At 72.8% G+C, this 15,260-nt stretch carries 14 protein-coding genes; 5 read left to right on the top strand and 9 right to left on the bottom strand.

The window, feature by feature from the left end; all coding sequences use genetic code 11:
- Positions 1-2: 2 nt before the first annotated feature.
- The 3 genes from PGN25_01040 to PGN25_01030 all read right to left on the bottom strand — a co-directional run bounded on the left by PGN25_01040 (position 3) and on the right by PGN25_01030 (position 4,479).
- A complete protein-coding gene (locus PGN25_01040) occupies positions 3-1,802 on the bottom strand; it encodes a pseudouridine synthase (protein MEH3116234.1) in 1,800 nt (599 codons plus the stop codon).
- Between the two features lie 108 nt (positions 1,803-1,910).
- On the bottom strand, positions 1,911-2,087 hold the full coding sequence (locus PGN25_01035) for a DUF1328 domain-containing protein (protein ID MEH3116233.1): 177 nt from the start codon (positions 2,085-2,087) through the stop codon (positions 1,911-1,913).
- Positions 2,088-2,370: 283 nt separating this feature from the next.
- Positions 2,371-4,479 (bottom strand): EAL domain-containing protein, encoded by a 2,109-nt coding sequence (locus PGN25_01030; GenBank protein ID MEH3116232.1) that lies wholly within the window; start codon positions 4,477-4,479, stop codon positions 2,371-2,373.
- A 360-nt stretch (positions 4,480-4,839) separates the two neighbouring features.
- On the opposite strand from PGN25_01030, the gene PGN25_01025 reads away from it, so the two are divergent.
- Complete coding sequence (locus PGN25_01025; GenBank protein ID MEH3116231.1) at positions 4,840-5,754, top strand: alpha/beta hydrolase; 915 nt, start codon at positions 4,840-4,842, stop codon at positions 5,752-5,754.
- Between the two features lie 47 nt (positions 5,755-5,801).
- Here PGN25_01025 and PGN25_01020 read toward each other — a convergent pair whose 3' ends face one another.
- From PGN25_01020 to purD, 3 genes are all read right to left on the bottom strand, one after another.
- A complete protein-coding gene (locus PGN25_01020; protein MEH3116230.1) occupies positions 5,802-7,487 on the bottom strand; it encodes a methyl-accepting chemotaxis protein in 1,686 nt (561 codons plus the stop codon).
- Positions 7,488-7,736: 249 nt separating this feature from the next.
- A complete protein-coding gene (locus PGN25_01015) occupies positions 7,737-8,189 on the bottom strand; it encodes a nucleoside deaminase (protein ID MEH3116229.1) in 453 nt (150 codons plus the stop codon).
- Positions 8,189-9,484, bottom strand: coding sequence for a phosphoribosylamine--glycine ligase (gene purD, locus PGN25_01010; protein ID MEH3116228.1), 1,296 nt, complete (start codon positions 9,482-9,484; stop codon positions 8,189-8,191). The genes PGN25_01015 and purD overlap by 1 nt, the downstream gene beginning before the upstream one ends.
- Before the next feature lie 268 nt (positions 9,485-9,752).
- Between purD and PGN25_01005 the strand changes: the two genes are divergently transcribed.
- Positions 9,753-9,968, top strand: coding sequence for a hypothetical protein (locus PGN25_01005; protein MEH3116227.1), 216 nt, complete (start codon positions 9,753-9,755; stop codon positions 9,966-9,968).
- 24 nt (positions 9,969-9,992) lie between these two features.
- On the opposite strand, the gene PGN25_01000 is transcribed toward PGN25_01005, so the two are convergent.
- A complete protein-coding gene (locus PGN25_01000; protein ID MEH3116226.1) occupies positions 9,993-10,304 on the bottom strand; it encodes a hypothetical protein in 312 nt (103 codons plus the stop codon).
- 198 nt (positions 10,305-10,502) lie between these two features.
- Between PGN25_01000 and xseA the strand changes: the two genes are divergently transcribed.
- The 3 genes from xseA to PGN25_00985 all read left to right on the top strand — a co-directional run bounded on the left by xseA (position 10,503) and on the right by PGN25_00985 (position 13,667).
- Complete coding sequence (gene xseA, locus PGN25_00995) at positions 10,503-12,101, top strand: exodeoxyribonuclease VII large subunit (protein ID MEH3116225.1); 1,599 nt, start codon at positions 10,503-10,505, stop codon at positions 12,099-12,101.
- A 241-nt stretch (positions 12,102-12,342) separates the two neighbouring features.
- Positions 12,343-12,570, top strand: coding sequence for a DUF4170 domain-containing protein (locus PGN25_00990; GenBank protein ID MEH3116224.1), 228 nt, complete (start codon positions 12,343-12,345; stop codon positions 12,568-12,570).
- Between the two features lie 152 nt (positions 12,571-12,722).
- Complete coding sequence (locus tag PGN25_00985; protein ID MEH3116223.1) at positions 12,723-13,667, top strand: ribose-phosphate pyrophosphokinase; 945 nt, start codon at positions 12,723-12,725, stop codon at positions 13,665-13,667.
- Between the two features lie 99 nt (positions 13,668-13,766).
- Here PGN25_00985 and greA read toward each other — a convergent pair whose 3' ends face one another.
- On the bottom strand, positions 13,767-14,228 hold the full coding sequence (gene greA / locus PGN25_00980) for a transcription elongation factor GreA (protein ID MEH3116222.1): 462 nt from the start codon (positions 14,226-14,228) through the stop codon (positions 13,767-13,769).
- Positions 14,229-14,269: 41 nt separating this feature from the next.
- On the bottom strand, positions 14,270-15,256 hold the full coding sequence (locus PGN25_00975) for an oxidoreductase (protein ID MEH3116221.1): 987 nt from the start codon (positions 15,254-15,256) through the stop codon (positions 14,270-14,272).
- Positions 15,257-15,260 lie beyond the last annotated feature (4 nt).

Here is a 15,260-nt window from a genome sequence, read left to right as displayed (position 1 = left end):
CCTCAGGCCTCGCCGCGCGGCGGACGGCCCGGGCGCCCGCCCCCGCGCGGGCCCGGCTTGCCGCCGCCGGGACGGCCTCCACCGGGCTTGCCGCCGGCGAAACCACCTTTGCCGAAACCACCCCGGCCGCCGTCGCGGGCGCCGCCCTTGAAGCCGGGCTTGCCGCCCGGACCTTTGCGAAAACCACCGGCGCGCTCGGGCACGTCGGCGCCCCGCGGCGGACGGGCCGGCCGCTCGCCCTCGGCGCCGCGGGGACGGTCGCGCGGGGGGCCGCGGCGCTCGGGGGAACGCGCCTCGGCAGGGCGCTCGCGGCGGGGTGCGCCCTCGCCGCGGTCACGCGGGTCGCGCTGGGGCCTGCCCTCGCTCCGCTCCCGCGGCGGACGCCCCTCGGCATCGAACCGGCGCTCGCGGGGCGGCCCGCGCCGCTCGGTCGAGGCGGCCTCCCCGGCCTCGCGGCGGCGGGGACGGGCCTCGCCCTCCGGCGCGGCACGGCGCGGCCCGTCCTCACGGGGGCGCTCCTCACGCGGCCTCTCCCGACGCTCGGGCCGATCCTCGTCCGTGCGGAACCTGACGCGGCGGTGCGGCTCGGGGGCGGGCGTCTCCGGCGAGGGCTGGAGCCGCTCCACCAGCACCCGGCGCTCGCCGGCCGCCTGGATCGCGCCGACCCGCTCGCGGCCGCGCTCGGCGGCGGCGGCGCGGGCGGTCTTCGGGTCCGTGCCGCGGCGCGGCACCCTGGCGGCGCGGGGGCGGGTCTCGTCGTCGGCCCGCCACACGGTCGGCGAGGGCGCCCGCGGCGCCGGGCGCGCGGCGGCGCGGGAGGCGGCGGGACGGGCGGGGTCGCGCGGCGGACGGACGGCCGCCCCGCCCCGGGCGCCGGAACGTCCTTCCGAGCGCCCCTCCTCGCGCGCGCCCTGGCGGCCCCGCGACGCGGGCGCCTCGGCCGCGGCGGCACGGGCCGTCTTCTTCGGACTGCCGAACGGAGCGATGGCCTCGCGCACCGGGCTCTCGAAATCGACGCCGGCCTGCTCGGCGAGGCTTTTTCCCAGTTGCTCCTTCAGCACCTTGGTGCGGATCTCCTCCACGAGCCCCACTTCGAGATCGCCGAGCTGGAACGGCCCGAACGACAGCCGGATCAGCCGGTTCACGGAGAGGCCGAGATGTTCGAGGATGCGCTTGACCTCGCGGTTCTTGCCCTCGCGCAGGCCGAGCGTCAGCCAGAGATTGTCGCCCTGCACCCGGTCGAGGGTGGCCTCGACGGGCCCGTATTCCATGCCGTCGACGGTCACGCCCTTCTTCAGGCGGTCGAGATCGGCCTGGGTGATGTCGCCGAAGGCGCGCACCCGGTAGCGGCGCAGCCAGCCGGTATCGGGATGGGCGATCACCTTGGCGAGCCCCCCGTCGTTGGTGAGCAGCAGCAGCCCTTCCGTGTTGATGTCGAGCCGGCCGATGGCGACGACCCGCGGCAGGTCGTCGGGCAGCCCGTCGAACACGGTCTGGCGGCCTTCCGGGTCGCGGGCGGTGGTGACGACGCCGCGCGGCTTGTGCAGCAGCCACAGCCGGGTCCGCTCGCGGGCGGGCAGGGGCTCGCCGTCCACCGTGATGCGGTCGGAGTCGGTGACGTTGAGGGCCGGCGAGGTCAGGACCTTGCCGTTGAGGGTGACGCGGCCGGCCTCGATCAGGGCCTCCGCGTCGCGGCGGGAGGCGATGCCGGCGCGGGCGATGGCCTTGGCGATGCGCTCGCCCTCGGGCGCGGCGGGCTGGTTCGCGGGCACGGCCGGGGCGGGGTCTGGAATGTCGGTCATCCGCGCCCCTTACCAGAGCGGCGGGTCGCGTGAAAAGGAAAAGGCGGCCCCGAGGGACCGCCCTTTCCGTCGAACCCTGCCGCCGGACCTCGCGGGTCCGGGGCGTCGTCACAGCCGCGGGGAACGCCCGCGCACCGCGCCCAGCACCGCCGAGATCAGGAACAGCGCGATCGCGACGAAGAACACGATCTTGGCCGCCTCCATGGCGGTGCCGGCGATGCCCCCGAAGCCGAGCAGCGCGGCGACCAGGGCGACGACGAGAAAGGTGATGGCCCAACCGATCATGGTATCCTCCTGACATCCGTTCCGGACGGTGTCTTGAAGCCTGTCCTGGCCTTGAAAATTGCCAAGCTCCCCAAATCGTTCCGTCGGCGGCGCCGAAAACCGATGTCCCGGAGGTGGGGGCGCCATCATCGTTCTCGCATCGCCTTTTTCCGAAAGGCGGCAACCACCTTTCGGGACGGTGCTCTCCCCGCGCCGCCGCATCGGCGCCCGCGTCGCGATCCGGGGCCGGAGGGGCAACGGCGGCATCGAGCCCCGTGTTCCGCGACGGAGCGGATGGCGAGGCTCAGGCGGCCATCGTCCGGGTCTCCGCCTTGTCGAAATGCATTCCGCCCCCCAGCAGGGCGGCGATCTCGTGGGCGGGCCGGGGCGGGCTGAACAGGTAGCCCTGGACCTCCTGCGCGCCCTCCGCCCGGACGGTGGCGAGCTGCGGCTCGGTCTCGACCCCCTCGACCAGCGTGGTGATGCCGAGGCTGGCACCCAGGCTGACGATGGCGCGGATGATCGCGCCGGCCTCGGACTGCGCGGCGCAGTCGCGCACGAAGGAGCGGTCGATCTTGATCTTGTCGAAGGGGAAGCGGCGCAGGTAGCTGATCGAGGAGTAGCCCGTGCCGAAATCGTCCATCGAGATCCGCACGCCGAGCCTGCGCAGGGTGTGGAGCGTCTCGAGATTGGCCTCCGTGTCGTCGAGGAGCACGCTCTCGGTGATCTCCAGTTCGAGCCGCGTCGCCTTGAGGCCGCTGCCGGCCAGCGCCGCGAGCACGCTCTGGGCGAAGCCGCGATGGCGCAGTTGGATCGGCGAGACGTTGACGGCGACGCTGATCCCGCCCGGCCAGCCGGCGGCATCGCGGCAGGCCTGCCGCAGCACCCACTCGCCGAGCGGCACGATCAGGCCGGTCTCCTCGGCCAGCGGAATGAACACCGCCGGGCTCACCAATCCGCGCTCGGGATGGCGCCAGCGCACCAGCGCCTCCATGCCGGTGATGCGGTCGTCGGCCAGATCCACCAGCGGCTGGTAGTGCAGCTCGAAGCGGTCTTGCGCCAGCGCCTCGCGCAGCTCGCGTTCGAGGTCGAGCCGCTCGCGCACGGACTCGTCCATCTGCGGCTCGAACAGGCGGAAGCTGCCGCGCCCCCCGGCCTTCGCCTCGTAGAGGGCGAGATCGGCCTCCTTCAGCAGGCGCTCGATGTCGCGCCCGACGGCGGACGCCTCGGCGTCGACCAGCGCGATGCCGACGCTCATGCCGACCTCGACGGTGATCCCGTCGAGGAGGTAGGGGGCATCGACCACGCCGATCAGGCGCTCGGCGAGGGTGGCCGCCCCGGCCGCGTCCTCGATGCGGGAGAGGACCGCGAACTCGTCGCCGCCGAGCCGGGCCACCACGTCGCGCCCGCGCACATGCGCCCGCAGCCGCTCGGCCACCGCCCGCAGCAGGGCATCGCCGACCGCGTGGCCGAAGCTGTCGTTGACCGGCTTGAAGCGGTCGAGGTCGAGGCAGAGCACGGCCAGCCGCCCGCCCTCGCCCGTCCGCATCGCCTCGATCAGTTCGCTCCCGAGTTCGCGCAGGCAGGTGCGGTTGGGCAGATCGGTCAACCCGTCGTGGCGGGCCATGTGGACGATGCGGGCCTCGTTGCGCCGCCGCTCGGTCACGTCCTCGAAGGTCGCCACCCAGCCGCCCCCGGCCATGGGCCGGTGGGTGACGGCGACGACCCGCCCGTCGGCGAGTTCGCGCAGCACCGGCTTCAGCCCTTCCGAGAGAAGCGAGGTGCGGGTGCCCTCGCTCACCGAATCGACCGTCGCGCCCGCCTTGTAGCGCTTGAGCGCCACCAGCGTCTCGATGATCGCCCGCTGGCTCATGCCGATGCGGAGCGCCTCCTCGGGCAGGCCGAAGATCTCCCGGTAGCGCCGGTTCCACACCATCAGGCGCTGCTCCGCGTCGAACAGGCACAGGCCCTGGCTCATGTTCTCCAGGGCCGCATCGAAGCGGCGGTTCTGCTCGCTGAGCTGAGCATGGGCTTCGACCAGGGCGAGCCGGGTGCGGTGCTGCTCGCTGACGTCGCTGCCGACGCCGCGGTATCCGAGGAAGGTGCCCTCGGGCGAGAGGTGAGGCCGTCCGCTGATCTCGAACCAGCGCGATCCACCGTCGGGATGGCGGTAGACGTAGGTCAGTTCGCGAAAGGGGCGGCGGGCGGCGAGCGCCTCCCGGTAGGCGTCGAGACCCTTCGGGTCCTCGCCGCAGGCGAAGGCGGCGCGCTCGATGCCGATCATGCTCTCGGGCGGGCGGCCCAGGACCCGCTCGGCTCCCGCGGAGATGTAGCGGAAGCGATCCCCGGCATCCGTCTCCCAGAGCCAGTCGAAGGCGATCCGTGCAAATTCTTCGAGGTCGTTCAGGGGCATGGCACCACCGCAGAGCCAACGTAACTTCCGCGCGAATTGTAAAGATTCCGTCTGCCCTCATCATTTGATCGGTCCGTCCGAACCGCGCCCGGAGCGTGCGCATCGCCGCCCGGTTCGGCCCCGGTCCGGCGCCGGGACAGGCCACCGAGCCGTCTGGTCATCCGAGGCGGCACGGATTGGCCCGAAGGTGATGCGGGCCGCTCCCGGAGCCATCGAGGCCGGGAAGGGTTGTTCCTCGTGCCGCCCCCGTGGGGCCGGGCCGCGGCTCCCGATCCTGCTTTCGGCCGGCGTTCCGACGCCGAACCGGGAGCCATTCCGGGAAGAGGACCTGCAAACGGTTGCCGACGGGAGAACGGACGGATGGCGGAAGGCGACGCGCTGTTTCCGGGCTTCGAGCCGCTGTGGATCGAGGGGCCGTCGGGCCGCTGGTTCGGCCGGGCCGGGGGGCCGGCGGAGGCACCGCCGCTCCTCCTGCTGCACGGCTTTCCCCAGACCCACGCGATGTGGCACCGGCTGGCGCCGACCCTCGCCCGGACGCACCGGGTGATCGCCCTCGACCTGAAGGGTTACGGCTGGTCGGCGGCGCCGGACTCACAGGGCGGGAACGCCTACGCCAAGCGGCGTCTCGGGGCCGAAATCGTCGCGGTGATGGAGCGGATCGGCCACGCCCGCTTCGCGCTCGCCGGCCACGACCGCGGCGCGCGGGTCGGCTACCGGCTGGCGCTGGACGAGCCCGGTCGGATCGAGCGCCTCGCGCTCCTCGACATCGTGCCGACCGACGTGCAGTGGGACCGCATCGCGGCCAAGCCCGGCGCGAACCCGCACTGGCCGTTCCTGGCACGGCCCGCCCCGGAGCCGGAGGAGGCGATCCGCCGCGACCCGGACGGCTATTTCGAGGGGCTGCTGCGCGCGTGGAGCGCCGCGCACGACCTCTCGGCTTTCGACCCGCGCGCCCTGACCCTCTACCGTCAGGCCTGGACCGTGCCCGAGCGCATCCACGCGATGTGCGAGGATTACCGGGCGGGCGGCCCCGACGGGCCGGATCGCGCCGCCGACCGCGACGACCGCGCCGCCGGCCGGACGCTCGGCATGCCGGTGCTCGTGCTCGCGAGCGAGGCCTATCTCGACAAGGACAAGCCGGAGCCCGCCCTCGCGGTCTGGCGTCGGACCCTTGCGCCGAAGGCGGAGGGCGGGCGGATCGCCTCCGGCCATTTCATGGCCGAGGAGGCGCCCGAGGCGACGCTGCGGGCTTTGCGGAGCTTCCTGGCGGGGTGACGCGGCCCCCGAAAGCGGGTGCCGGCACCCGCTTTCCGTCAGGCGGTTCAGGCGGCGCGCACGGTGGCCAGGAACCGGCCCACCTCGGCCGAGAGATGTTCGGACTGGCGCGACAGTTCGGAGGCCGCCCCCAGCACCTGGCTCGCCGCCGCGCCCGTCTCCTCGGCGGCGACGGCCACGCCCGAGATGTTCGTCGTCACCTCGCCCGTGCCGGTCGCCGCCTGGGCGACGTTGCGCACGATCTCCTGGGTCGCGGCCCCCTGCTGCTCCACCGCGGCGGCGATGGCGGCCGCGACGCCGTTGATCTCGCGGATGCGGCCGGCGATGCCGCCGATGGCCGCGACCGCTTGGCCCGTCACCCCCTGGATCGTGCCGATCTGCTGCGCGATCTCGCTGGTGGCCCGCGCGGTCTGGTCGGCGAGTTGCTTGACCTCGGCCGCGACCACCGCGAAGCCGCGCCCCGCCTCGCCGGCGCGGGCCGCCTCGATCGTGGCGTTGAGCGCCAGCAGGTTGGTCTGGGCGGCGATCGTCGAGATCATCGCCACCACGTCGCCGATCTTGGCCGCCGCGCTCGACAGGTCCTGCACCAGCGCCCCGGTGTCGCCGGCCTCCCCGACCGCGGCCTGGGCCAGTTCGGACGAATTCGCCACCTGACGGCCGATCTCCTGCACGGAGGTGCCGAGTTCCTCGGCCGCGGCGGCGACGGTCTGCACGTTGGCGGCGGCCTCCTCGGCCGCGGAGGCGACGGTGACGGACTGGGACGCCGTCTCGGTGGCGGTCCCCGACATGCTCTGGGCCGTGGCCTGCAGCTCGGTCGCCGCCGCGGTCACCGTGCCGATGATTCCGCTGATCGCCGTCTCGAAACCGTCGGCCATGCTGCGCATGCCGGCCTTGCGCTGCTCCTCGGCCGAAGCGCGGGCGAGCGCGCTCTCCTCCTCCAGGGCCCGGGTGCGGATCAGGTTGTCCTTGAACACCTGAACCGCGCCGGCCATCGCGCCGATCTCGTCCCGGCGCTCGCGATAGGGCACCGGCGCATCGGTGTCGCCGGCCGCGAGCGCTCCCATCATGCCGGTGATGCGGGTGATCGGGCGCGAGATCCGCTGGAAGCCGAAGACCATCGCCCCGATGGCCGCCAGCATCGCGAGCACCATCGAGACGATGGCGATCTGAGAGGCGGCATCGGCGCCGCTCACGGCGACGTCCGCATCGCGCTGGGAGCCCTCCCGGTTGAGCGCGACCGCGCGGGTCAGAACCTCGCCGGACTCGGAGTACAGCTTGAGCAGGTCGGGTCCGACGAGTTCCGCCATGGCGTCCGGCCGCCGCCCCTGCTCCATCAGACCGATCAGGTGCCGGCTCGCCTGTTCGTAACTGGCCCACAGCCGGGAGAATTGCTCGTAGAGCGCCCGCTCCTCGGACGACGAGATCAGGGGCTCGTAGCGCCTGCGCGCATCCGCCATCGCGCTCGCCGCCGTGTCGTAGAGGGCCCGGTTCGCGGCCAGTTTCTCCGGGTCGGTGGAGGTGGTGACAATGCGATATTGCCGCAGGCGCATCTGGCTCGCGGCGGCGTTCATCTCGTTGACCGTCACGACGGAAGGAAGCCAGTTCTTCGCGACCTCGCCCACGTGCTGGCGAATGGACGAGAGTTCCATCAGCGAGATGGCGCCCTGGCCTGCGGTGATGAGGGCGACGCCACCGAAAAGGGCGACGAGTGTGACCTTGAGCGTCAGGCGCATGGTGAGGTTCGGCGCGTAAAGGGCCAAATAGTCCGCCGCGCACGGGCCAGTTGGGTCGTTCGACGGCAGCACGATTAAGCAGGATCGTTAACAAAGATCGAATTTTCCCCTACTCGCGCGCTTGATCGCAGATCAAGACAGTCAACGTCTCGCGCCGAGATCTGCCTTCCCGCTTGCGAAGAAACATGACACAAGAACAGCGTCCACGCGTCACTGCCCCAATCCTACATCAGCACCAGCGTCTAACGCTCACCGCACGGTTGCACGCCGCCCGGAAAAGAACACCCGCAACATGTCCGCCGCCTCCCGGGCGCGAAACCCCGAATAGACTTCCGGCACGTGGTGGCAGGTCGGCTGGTTGAACACCCGGGGACCGTGCTCGACGCCGCCGCCCTTCGGGTCGGAGGCGGCGTAGTAGAGCCGGCGGATGCGGGCGAAGGCGATCGCGCCCGCGCACATCGGGCAGGGCTCCAGCGTCACGTAGAGGTCGCACGCCGTCAGCCGCTCGTCCCGAAGCGCGGCGCAGGCGGCGCGGATCGCCAGGATCTCGGCATGGGCCGTGGGATCGTGAAGCGCGCGGGGCCGGTTGCCGGCCACCGCCAGAACCGCGCCCCCGCGCACCACCACCGCGCCGACCGGCACCTCGCCGAGCGCCGCGGCCTCACGGGCGGCGGCGAAGGCGAGGTCGAGGAAACCGGGCATCAATCGCCCCCGGAGGCCGCCTCCCGCGCGACCTCCCGGCCGCCGATGTCGCTGCGGAAAAACCCTTCCGGCCAGTCGATCCGCTTCACCGCCGCGTAGGCGCGCGCCCGCGCCTCCCGCACGCTTCCCCCCAGCGCCGTGACGGCGAGAACCCGGCCGCCATCGGCGAGCAGCCGGTCGCCGTCCCGGCGGGTGCCGGCGTGGAACACCATGGCGCCCCCATCCTCCGCCGCATCGGTCCCGCGGATCTCGCTGCCGCGGGTGACCGCGCCGGGATAGCCCGGCGCCGCCATCACCACGGTGAGCGCGGCGCGCGCGTCCTCGAAGCCGATCGCGACACCGGACAGGTCGCCCCGGGCCGCCGCCAGCAGGGCCGGCACGAGATCGCCTGACAGGCGCGGCATCAGCACCTGCGCCTCGGGATCGCCGAAGCGGGCGTTGTACTCGATCAGCTTCGGGCCCTCGTCCGTCAGCATCAGCCCGGCATAGAGGATGCCGGCGAACGGCGTTCCCCTGGCCGCCATGCCCGCGAGCGTCGGCGCGATGATCCGGGCCATCACCGCGTCGGCGATGTCCGGGGTAACGATGGAAGCCGGCGAGTAGGCGCCCATGCCCCCGGTATTGGGGCCGCGGTCGCCGTCGTGGACGCGCTTGTGGTCCTGGGCCGTGCCGATCGGGATCGCCCGGGTGCCGTCGCAGAGCGCGAAGAAGCTCGCCTCCTCGCCGAACAGGCATTCCTCGATGACGAGGGCCCCGCCGGCGCTGCCGTCGAGGATCGCCCGCACCGCGGCCTCGGCCTCGGGCAAGGTCTCGGCCACCGTCACGCCCTTGCCGGCGGCGAGCCCGTCGGCCTTGACCACGATCGGCGCACCCCGCGTGCGCAGGTAGGCCAGCGCCGGCTCCGGTTCGGTGAAGCGGGCGAAGGCGGCGGTGGGGATGTCGTGCTCGGCGCACAGATCCTTGGTGAAGCCCTTCGAGCCTTCGAGCTGCGCCGCCGCCCGCGTCGGCCCGAAGGCGGGGATGCCGGCGGCCTGCAGGTCGTCGACGAGCCCGGCGACCAGCGGCGCCTCCGGCCCCACCACCACCAGCCCGACTTTTTCGGATGTGCAGAAGGCGGCGACGGCCGCGTGATCGGAAACGGGGAGATCCGGCCGGTTCTCGCCGTGCCGGGCCGTGCCGGGATTGCCCGGGGCGACGAACAGCCGCGCGCAGAGGGGCGACTTGGCGATGGCCCAGGCCAGGGCGTGCTCGCGCCCGCCGGAACCGATGAGCAGGATGGAGAGGGGCTCGGTCATGACGAGATCCCTTCCCAAAAAACGCCGGCCGGGGAAAGAGCGTTTCGCGTCGGCCCCGAAGACGCAAGGGGGCGAGGCAAGGGGGCGAGGCAAGGGGGCGATGCAGGGGAGCGATGCAGGGGAGAACCCGCCGCATGACGCCTCAAGGCACGGCCCCTCGGGCGGATCGTGAGAAACCGCGGCGTGATCTCCGCCCGCCGCGCGAAATCGCATGTCCCGCGCCTCCGGGGACGGAACGGTTGGCCCGGCTCACCTGTTGTCGATGGCCATGCCGATCTGTCGCCACTCGATCGTCTCTCCCCCCCGCCCGCGCCGCGAGCACGAGATCGTTCGGCTGTCGCATTACGTGGTCCGCCGCCGCACGGCCCCCCGGGCCGCCAACGACAACCGGCGCTCCCGCCTCGCTCCGGTCTGGCCCTGGGCGATGGCGGCCGCCGCCGCGCCGGCCCTGACCGCGGCGCTGCTCCTCACCCGTCTGATCTGATCGCCGGCGGTTTCGTCTCGCCCTTCAACGCCCTGCGCATCCGGAAAGCCGTCTCGTGCAGGGTGTGCGCGCCCTTCGCCCAGGCCCGGCCGCCGAGCCGGAACGGCCGCGGCAGCCGCTCCACCAGGGGTGGAAGGCGTGGCCGAGGATGCGCACCTGATCGAGCGGTTCGAGCGCGTCGGTGACCCCGCCCGGCACCGTGCCGAACTCCCGCCAGGGCGCATCGAGCGATGCCGTGCCCGGCCGCGCGCAGGGGCTGCCGAGTTCGAGCGCGATGCGGCTGGTGACCGCCTCGCGCAGGTCGCGCACCGGCAGGATCGCCTCGTCGAGGCGCACGCTCGGATCGGTCCGAGATCCTTTGAAGATGCGAATGCGCTCGATTTCTACGCTGCGACGGCACCGGCGAGGAGGCTGGCGGAATAGGGTCCGAGACGAGAGAGGAAGCGGCTCCGGCGCCACACCCGCCGCGCGTTCCCCAGCCGATCGGCCCGTCGGCCTTTACCTCGTCCGGCCCGTTCCCTAGCGTCCGGCCCCATGCCGCTCGTGCCCCCGCCACGTCCTGCGACCTCTGCCGCCGCCGTGCCGCCGCCGGGGGAGCCGGCGCCCGCGGCGCTGCTCCAGGCCAACGCCCCCGAATGGTCGGTCGGCGACCTCGCCGCCGCCCTCAGGCGCACCCTGGAGGACGCCTTCGGGCATGTGCGGCTGCGCGGCGAGATCTCCGGCTATCGCGGACCGCACGGCTCGGGCCACGCCTATTTCTCGCTCAAGGACGGCACGGCCAAGATCGACGCGGTGGTGTGGAAGGGCGTGCTCGGGCGCCTGCGCCAGAAGCCGAAGGAGGGGCTGGAGGTCGTCGCCACCGGCAAGATCACGACGTTCGCCGGCAAGTCCTCGTACCAGATCGTCGTCGATTCGATGGAGCCCGCCGGCATCGGCGCCTGGATGGCGCTGCTGGAGGAGCGCAAGCGCCAGCTCGCGGCCGAAGGGCTGTTCGAGGCGAGCCGAAAGCGGCCGATCCCGTTCCTGCCGCGGGTGATCGGCGTCGTCACCTCGCCCACCGGCGCGGTGATCCGCGACATCCTCCACCGGCTGGAGGACCGCTTCCCCCGCCCCGTGCTGGTCTGGCCGGTGCGGGTGCAGGGGGAGGGGGCGGCAGAAGAAATCGCCGCGGCGATCCGGGGCTTCAACGCCCTCCCGAAGATCCCGGCCGGCCCCCGGTCGGCATCGGTGCAACGCGCAGAAGGCGGGCCCCTCCCGCGCCCGGACGTGCTGATCGTCGCCCGCGGCGGCGGCTCGATCGAGGATCTCTGGGCCTTCAACGAGGAGGCGGTGGTGCGCGCCGCCGCCGAATCCGAGATCCCGCTGATCTCCGCCGTCGGCCACGAGACCGACACGACGCTGATCGACTTCGCCTCGGACCGGCGCGCGCCGACGCCGACGGGCGCGGCCGAGATGGCGGTGCCGGTGCGCGCGGAACTGGCGGCCCAGATCCACGACCTCGGCGCCCGGCAGGCGGGCACGATGCTGCGGCGGATCGAGCGCGAGCGCGCGGATTTCCGGGCGCTGGTGCGGGCGATTCCCGGCGCCGACGCCTTCCTCGCGGCCAAGCGGCAGCGCCTCGACCTCGCCGACGCGCGGTTGCGGCCGGCGCTCGCCGCCAACGCCCGCGATTCCCGCGAGCGCCTGAACCGCCTCGCCGACCGGCTGACCCGGCGCTCGCCGGCCATCGCGCTGGCCGAGGCGCGGGCCCGGCTCGTCGGCATCGACCACCGCCCGCGCGCGGCGATCACCCGCATCATCGAGCGCCGCCGCGACCGGCTCGGGGCGCAGGCGGGCCTGCTCGGGGCGCTGAGCTACAAGGCCGTGCTCGCCCGCGGTTATGCCCTGGTGCGCGATGCCGACGGCCTGCCGGTGCGCTCGGCCGAGGCCGCCGCGAGATCCGCCCGGCTCCGACTCCAGTTCGCCGACGGCGCGGTCTTTTCGCGCCCCGAGGCTGCGGCCGACGCCCCGACAGATGTCCCGCCTTCCCCGTCACGCCCGAAGCGTCCCTCCCGCCGGGCCGCGCCCGAGCCGGCACCGAAGGCCGCGGAAACGGCACCGGAGGCCGCCGCGCGGCAAGGTTCGCTGTTCTGAAGGCCTGTTTGACCGCGAACCGCGTCGGGCGATCGACCCTGTTGGAAATCGACCGCAAAGCTTCCGTCCGCGGATCGGACAGGCGCCGACCGCGCGGGGCCGGAACCGGCTTTGCGCCCAGCCCCCGCGTCACCCCCTCCCTGCGCGACGGGCACCTTGACCGACACGGCCGCCTCTGCGACCGAGCGGCACGGCTCCTGCCTGACCGGCGGCGGGCCCCGGCATCCGGCAGGAGAGGCGCGTGACCACGACGATCGACTCGGACCAGAAGCTCCACCTCGTGTTCGGCGGCGAACTCGAGGATGTCTCGGGGGTGCGCTTCCGCGACGTGAAGGCTCTCGACATCGTCGGCGTGTTTCCCGACTACGCCTCCGCCCAGACCGCATGGCGCTCCAAGGCGCAGGCCACCGTCGACAACGCCCAGACCCGCTACTTCATCGTCCACCTGCACCGCCTGCTCGAACCGTGATCGCGGCGGGGCGGGGCCGGACCATGAAACCATTGTGACGGACCGGCCCCGCTGGTATGAGCCGCGCGGCCGGATGCTTGTGCGGTCTCGGACGCAATCGTTTCGCGCGCGTCCCGCGAGTGACTTGAAAAGCGAGCCGAGAGACGCCCGGCATGACGTCGTCCATCAAGATCATCGCGGGCAACGCGAGCCGTCCGCTCGCGGAAGCGATCGCCGCCTACCTCGAACTTCCGCTCGCGAGCTGCATGGTCCGGCGCTTCGCCGACATGGAGATCTTCGTCGAACTGCAGGAGAACGTGCGCGGCGAGGACGTGTTCATCGTCCAGTCGACCTCGTTCCCGGCCAACGACCACCTGATGGAACTGCTGATCATGATCGACGCCGCGCGCCGGTCGTCGGCGCGGCGCATCACGGCGGTGATCCCCTATTTCGGCTACGCCCGGCAGGACCGGCGCACCTCGGGCCGCACGCCGATCTCGGCCAAGCTCGTGGCCAACCTCATCACCGAGGCCGGCGCCGACCGGGTGCTGACCCTCGACCTCCACGCCGGCCAGATCCAGGGCTTCTTCGACATCCCCACCGACAACCTGTTCGCCGCCCCCGTGATGGTGCGCGACATCAAGGAGCGCCTGGCGCCGGGCGAGCGCATGGTGGTCTCGCCGGATGTCGGCGGCGTGGTGCGCGCTCGCGCCTTGGCCAAGCGCATCGACGCCTCGCTGGCCATCGTCGACAAGCGCCGCGAGCGGGCGGGCGAGTCGGAGGTGATGAACATCATCGGCGACGTGGCGGGCCAGTCCTGCATCCTCGTCGACGACATCGTCGATTCCGGCGGCACGCTGGTGAACGCGGCCGAGGCGCTGCTCAACGCGGGCGCCAGGGACGTCTCCGCCTACATCACCCACGGGGTGCTGTCGGGCGGCGCGGTCTCCCGCATCGCCGCCTCGCGGATGAAGGAACTGGTCATCACCGACTCGATCCTGCCGACGCAGGCCGTGAAGCTCGCCCGCAACATCCGCGTGATCTCGATCGCGCCGCTGCTCGGCGAGGCGATCGGGCGCACGGCCACGGAATCGAGCGTGTCGAGCCTGTTCACCTGATCCGAATCCGGGTTTCCAAGGGGATCGTCCCTTTGGCGGGGCTCCGCCCTGGACCCTATGACAAGGACTCCTCCTTTCGAAACCTCCGACGTCCGCCGTTCAGCGGATCGCGGCGATCTCGAACGCGTGGTCGTTCACGGTGACGGTGTCGCCGACGCCCTTGCCGGTCAGCGCGCGGGCCAGCGGCGCGACGTAGGAGATCGAGCCGGCGGCCGGGTCGGCCTCGTCCTCGCCGACGATGCGGAAGGTCTGCCGGGTGTCGTCCTCGCGCAGCACGGTCACGGTCGCGCCGAAGCGCACGGTGTCGCCCTCGAACGCCTCGACGGTCTCCGCCGAGTTCTTCCGCGCGCTCCAGTAGCGCAGGTCGCGCGCGATGCGGGCATGGCCGGCCTTGTCCTGCGGCGCGAGACCGGACAGTTCCGCGTCCAGGCGCATCACCTCGGCCTCGATCCGCGCGAGTCCCTCCGGCGTCACGTAGTTGGGGTGGGCGGAAATCGGACGGTCGGGCAGGTCCTCGAAGGCCTCGCCACCCTCGGGCTCACGGACGAATGCTCTGCTCATGAGATCCGCAACACCTCCGCTCGTGCTGCGGTTCCACGGCCTCAGCCGATTTCAACCACCGTTCGACCCCGCACCTGTCCCGCCAGCAGCCGCTCGGCGAGGCCGCCCGCTTCCGCCAGCGGCACGGTCTCGGTCATCGCCTTGAGGAGATCGCGGTCGAGGTCGCGGGCGAGCCGGGCCCAGGCCGCGCGGCGGGGCTTCTGCGGCGTCGTCACGCTGTTGATGCCGAGGAGCGAGACGCCGCGCAGGATGAAGGGGGCGACCGAAGAGGGCAGGTCCATGCCGCCGGCATTGCCGCAGGCGGCGATCGCGCCGCCGCCCTTCGTCATCGACAGGGCGTTGGCGAGCACCTTCCCGCCGACCGCGTCGATCCCGGCCGCCCAGCGCTCCTTGCCGAGCGGGCGCGGCTCGCCCGCCAGCGCCTCGCGTTCCAGGATCTCGGCGGCGCCGAGGCTCTTCAGGTAATCGGCCTCGCCGGCACGGCCCGTCGCGGCGATCACGTGCCAGCCGGCGCGCTTCAGGAGCGCCGCCGCCACCGAGCCGACGCCGCCGGAGGCACCCGTCACCAGGGCCGGCCCGGCCTCCGGCGCCAGGCCGTGCCGCTCCAGGGCCAGCACCGACAGCATCGCCGTGCAGCCCGCGGTGCCGATCGCCATGGCCTCGGCCGGGCTCAGGCCCTCGGGCAGGGGCACCAGCCAGTCGCCGCGCACCCGGGCACGCTCGGCGAGACCGCCGAGATGCGTCTCGCCGACGCCCCAGCCGGTGAGCACCACCGCGTCGCCGGCCTTGTAATCGGGATGCCCCGACGTCTCGACGGTGCCGGCGAAATCGATGCCGGGGATCATGGGGAAGCGGCGCACCACCGGCATCCGGCCGGTCATGGCGAGCCCGTCCTTGTAGTTCAGGCCGGAATGGCTGACCCGCACGGTGACGTCGCCCTCCATCAGGTCGGCCTCGTCGACATCGCGCAGGGCGAGGCTCTGGCCGGCCTCGCCCTTCTCGATCACCCAGGCCCGGAACGCCGCCATGATC

This window comes from Methylorubrum populi, assembly GCA_036946625.1.
Classification (GTDB): Bacteria; Pseudomonadota; Alphaproteobacteria; order Rhizobiales; family Beijerinckiaceae; genus Methylobacterium; species Methylobacterium populi_C.
Note: the sequence above shows the minus strand (reverse complement) of the source record. Positions and strands in the feature narration are given on the sequence as shown.

Coding starts and splice junctions, on each gene's coding strand:
- PGN25_00975 (MEH3116221.1), bottom strand. CDS start 15,256: ATGGCGGCGTTCCGGGCCTGGGTGATCGAGAAGGGCGAGGCCGGCCAG.
- PGN25_00985 (MEH3116223.1), top strand. CDS start 12,723: ATGACGTCGTCCATCAAGATCATCGCGGGCAACGCGAGCCGTCCGCTC.
- greA (MEH3116222.1), bottom strand. CDS start 14,228: ATGAGCAGAGCATTCGTCCGTGAGCCCGAGGGTGGCGAGGCCTTCGAG.
- PGN25_01005 (MEH3116227.1), top strand. CDS start 9,753: ATGCCGATCTGTCGCCACTCGATCGTCTCTCCCCCCCGCCCGCGCCGC.
- PGN25_01035 (MEH3116233.1), bottom strand. CDS start 2,087: ATGATCGGTTGGGCCATCACCTTTCTCGTCGTCGCCCTGGTCGCCGCG.
- PGN25_01025 (MEH3116231.1), top strand. CDS start 4,840: ATGGCGGAAGGCGACGCGCTGTTTCCGGGCTTCGAGCCGCTGTGGATC.
- purD (MEH3116228.1), bottom strand. CDS start 9,484: ATGACCGAGCCCCTCTCCATCCTGCTCATCGGTTCCGGCGGGCGCGAG.
- PGN25_01015 (MEH3116229.1), bottom strand. CDS start 8,189: ATGCCCGGTTTCCTCGACCTCGCCTTCGCCGCCGCCCGTGAGGCCGCG.
- PGN25_01020 (MEH3116230.1), bottom strand. CDS start 7,487: ATGCGCCTGACGCTCAAGGTCACACTCGTCGCCCTTTTCGGTGGCGTC.
- PGN25_01030 (MEH3116232.1), bottom strand. CDS start 4,479: ATGCCCCTGAACGACCTCGAAGAATTTGCACGGATCGCCTTCGACTGG.
- PGN25_01040 (MEH3116234.1), bottom strand. CDS start 1,802: ATGACCGACATTCCAGACCCCGCCCCGGCCGTGCCCGCGAACCAGCCC.
- xseA (MEH3116225.1), top strand. CDS start 10,503: ATGCCGCTCGTGCCCCCGCCACGTCCTGCGACCTCTGCCGCCGCCGTG.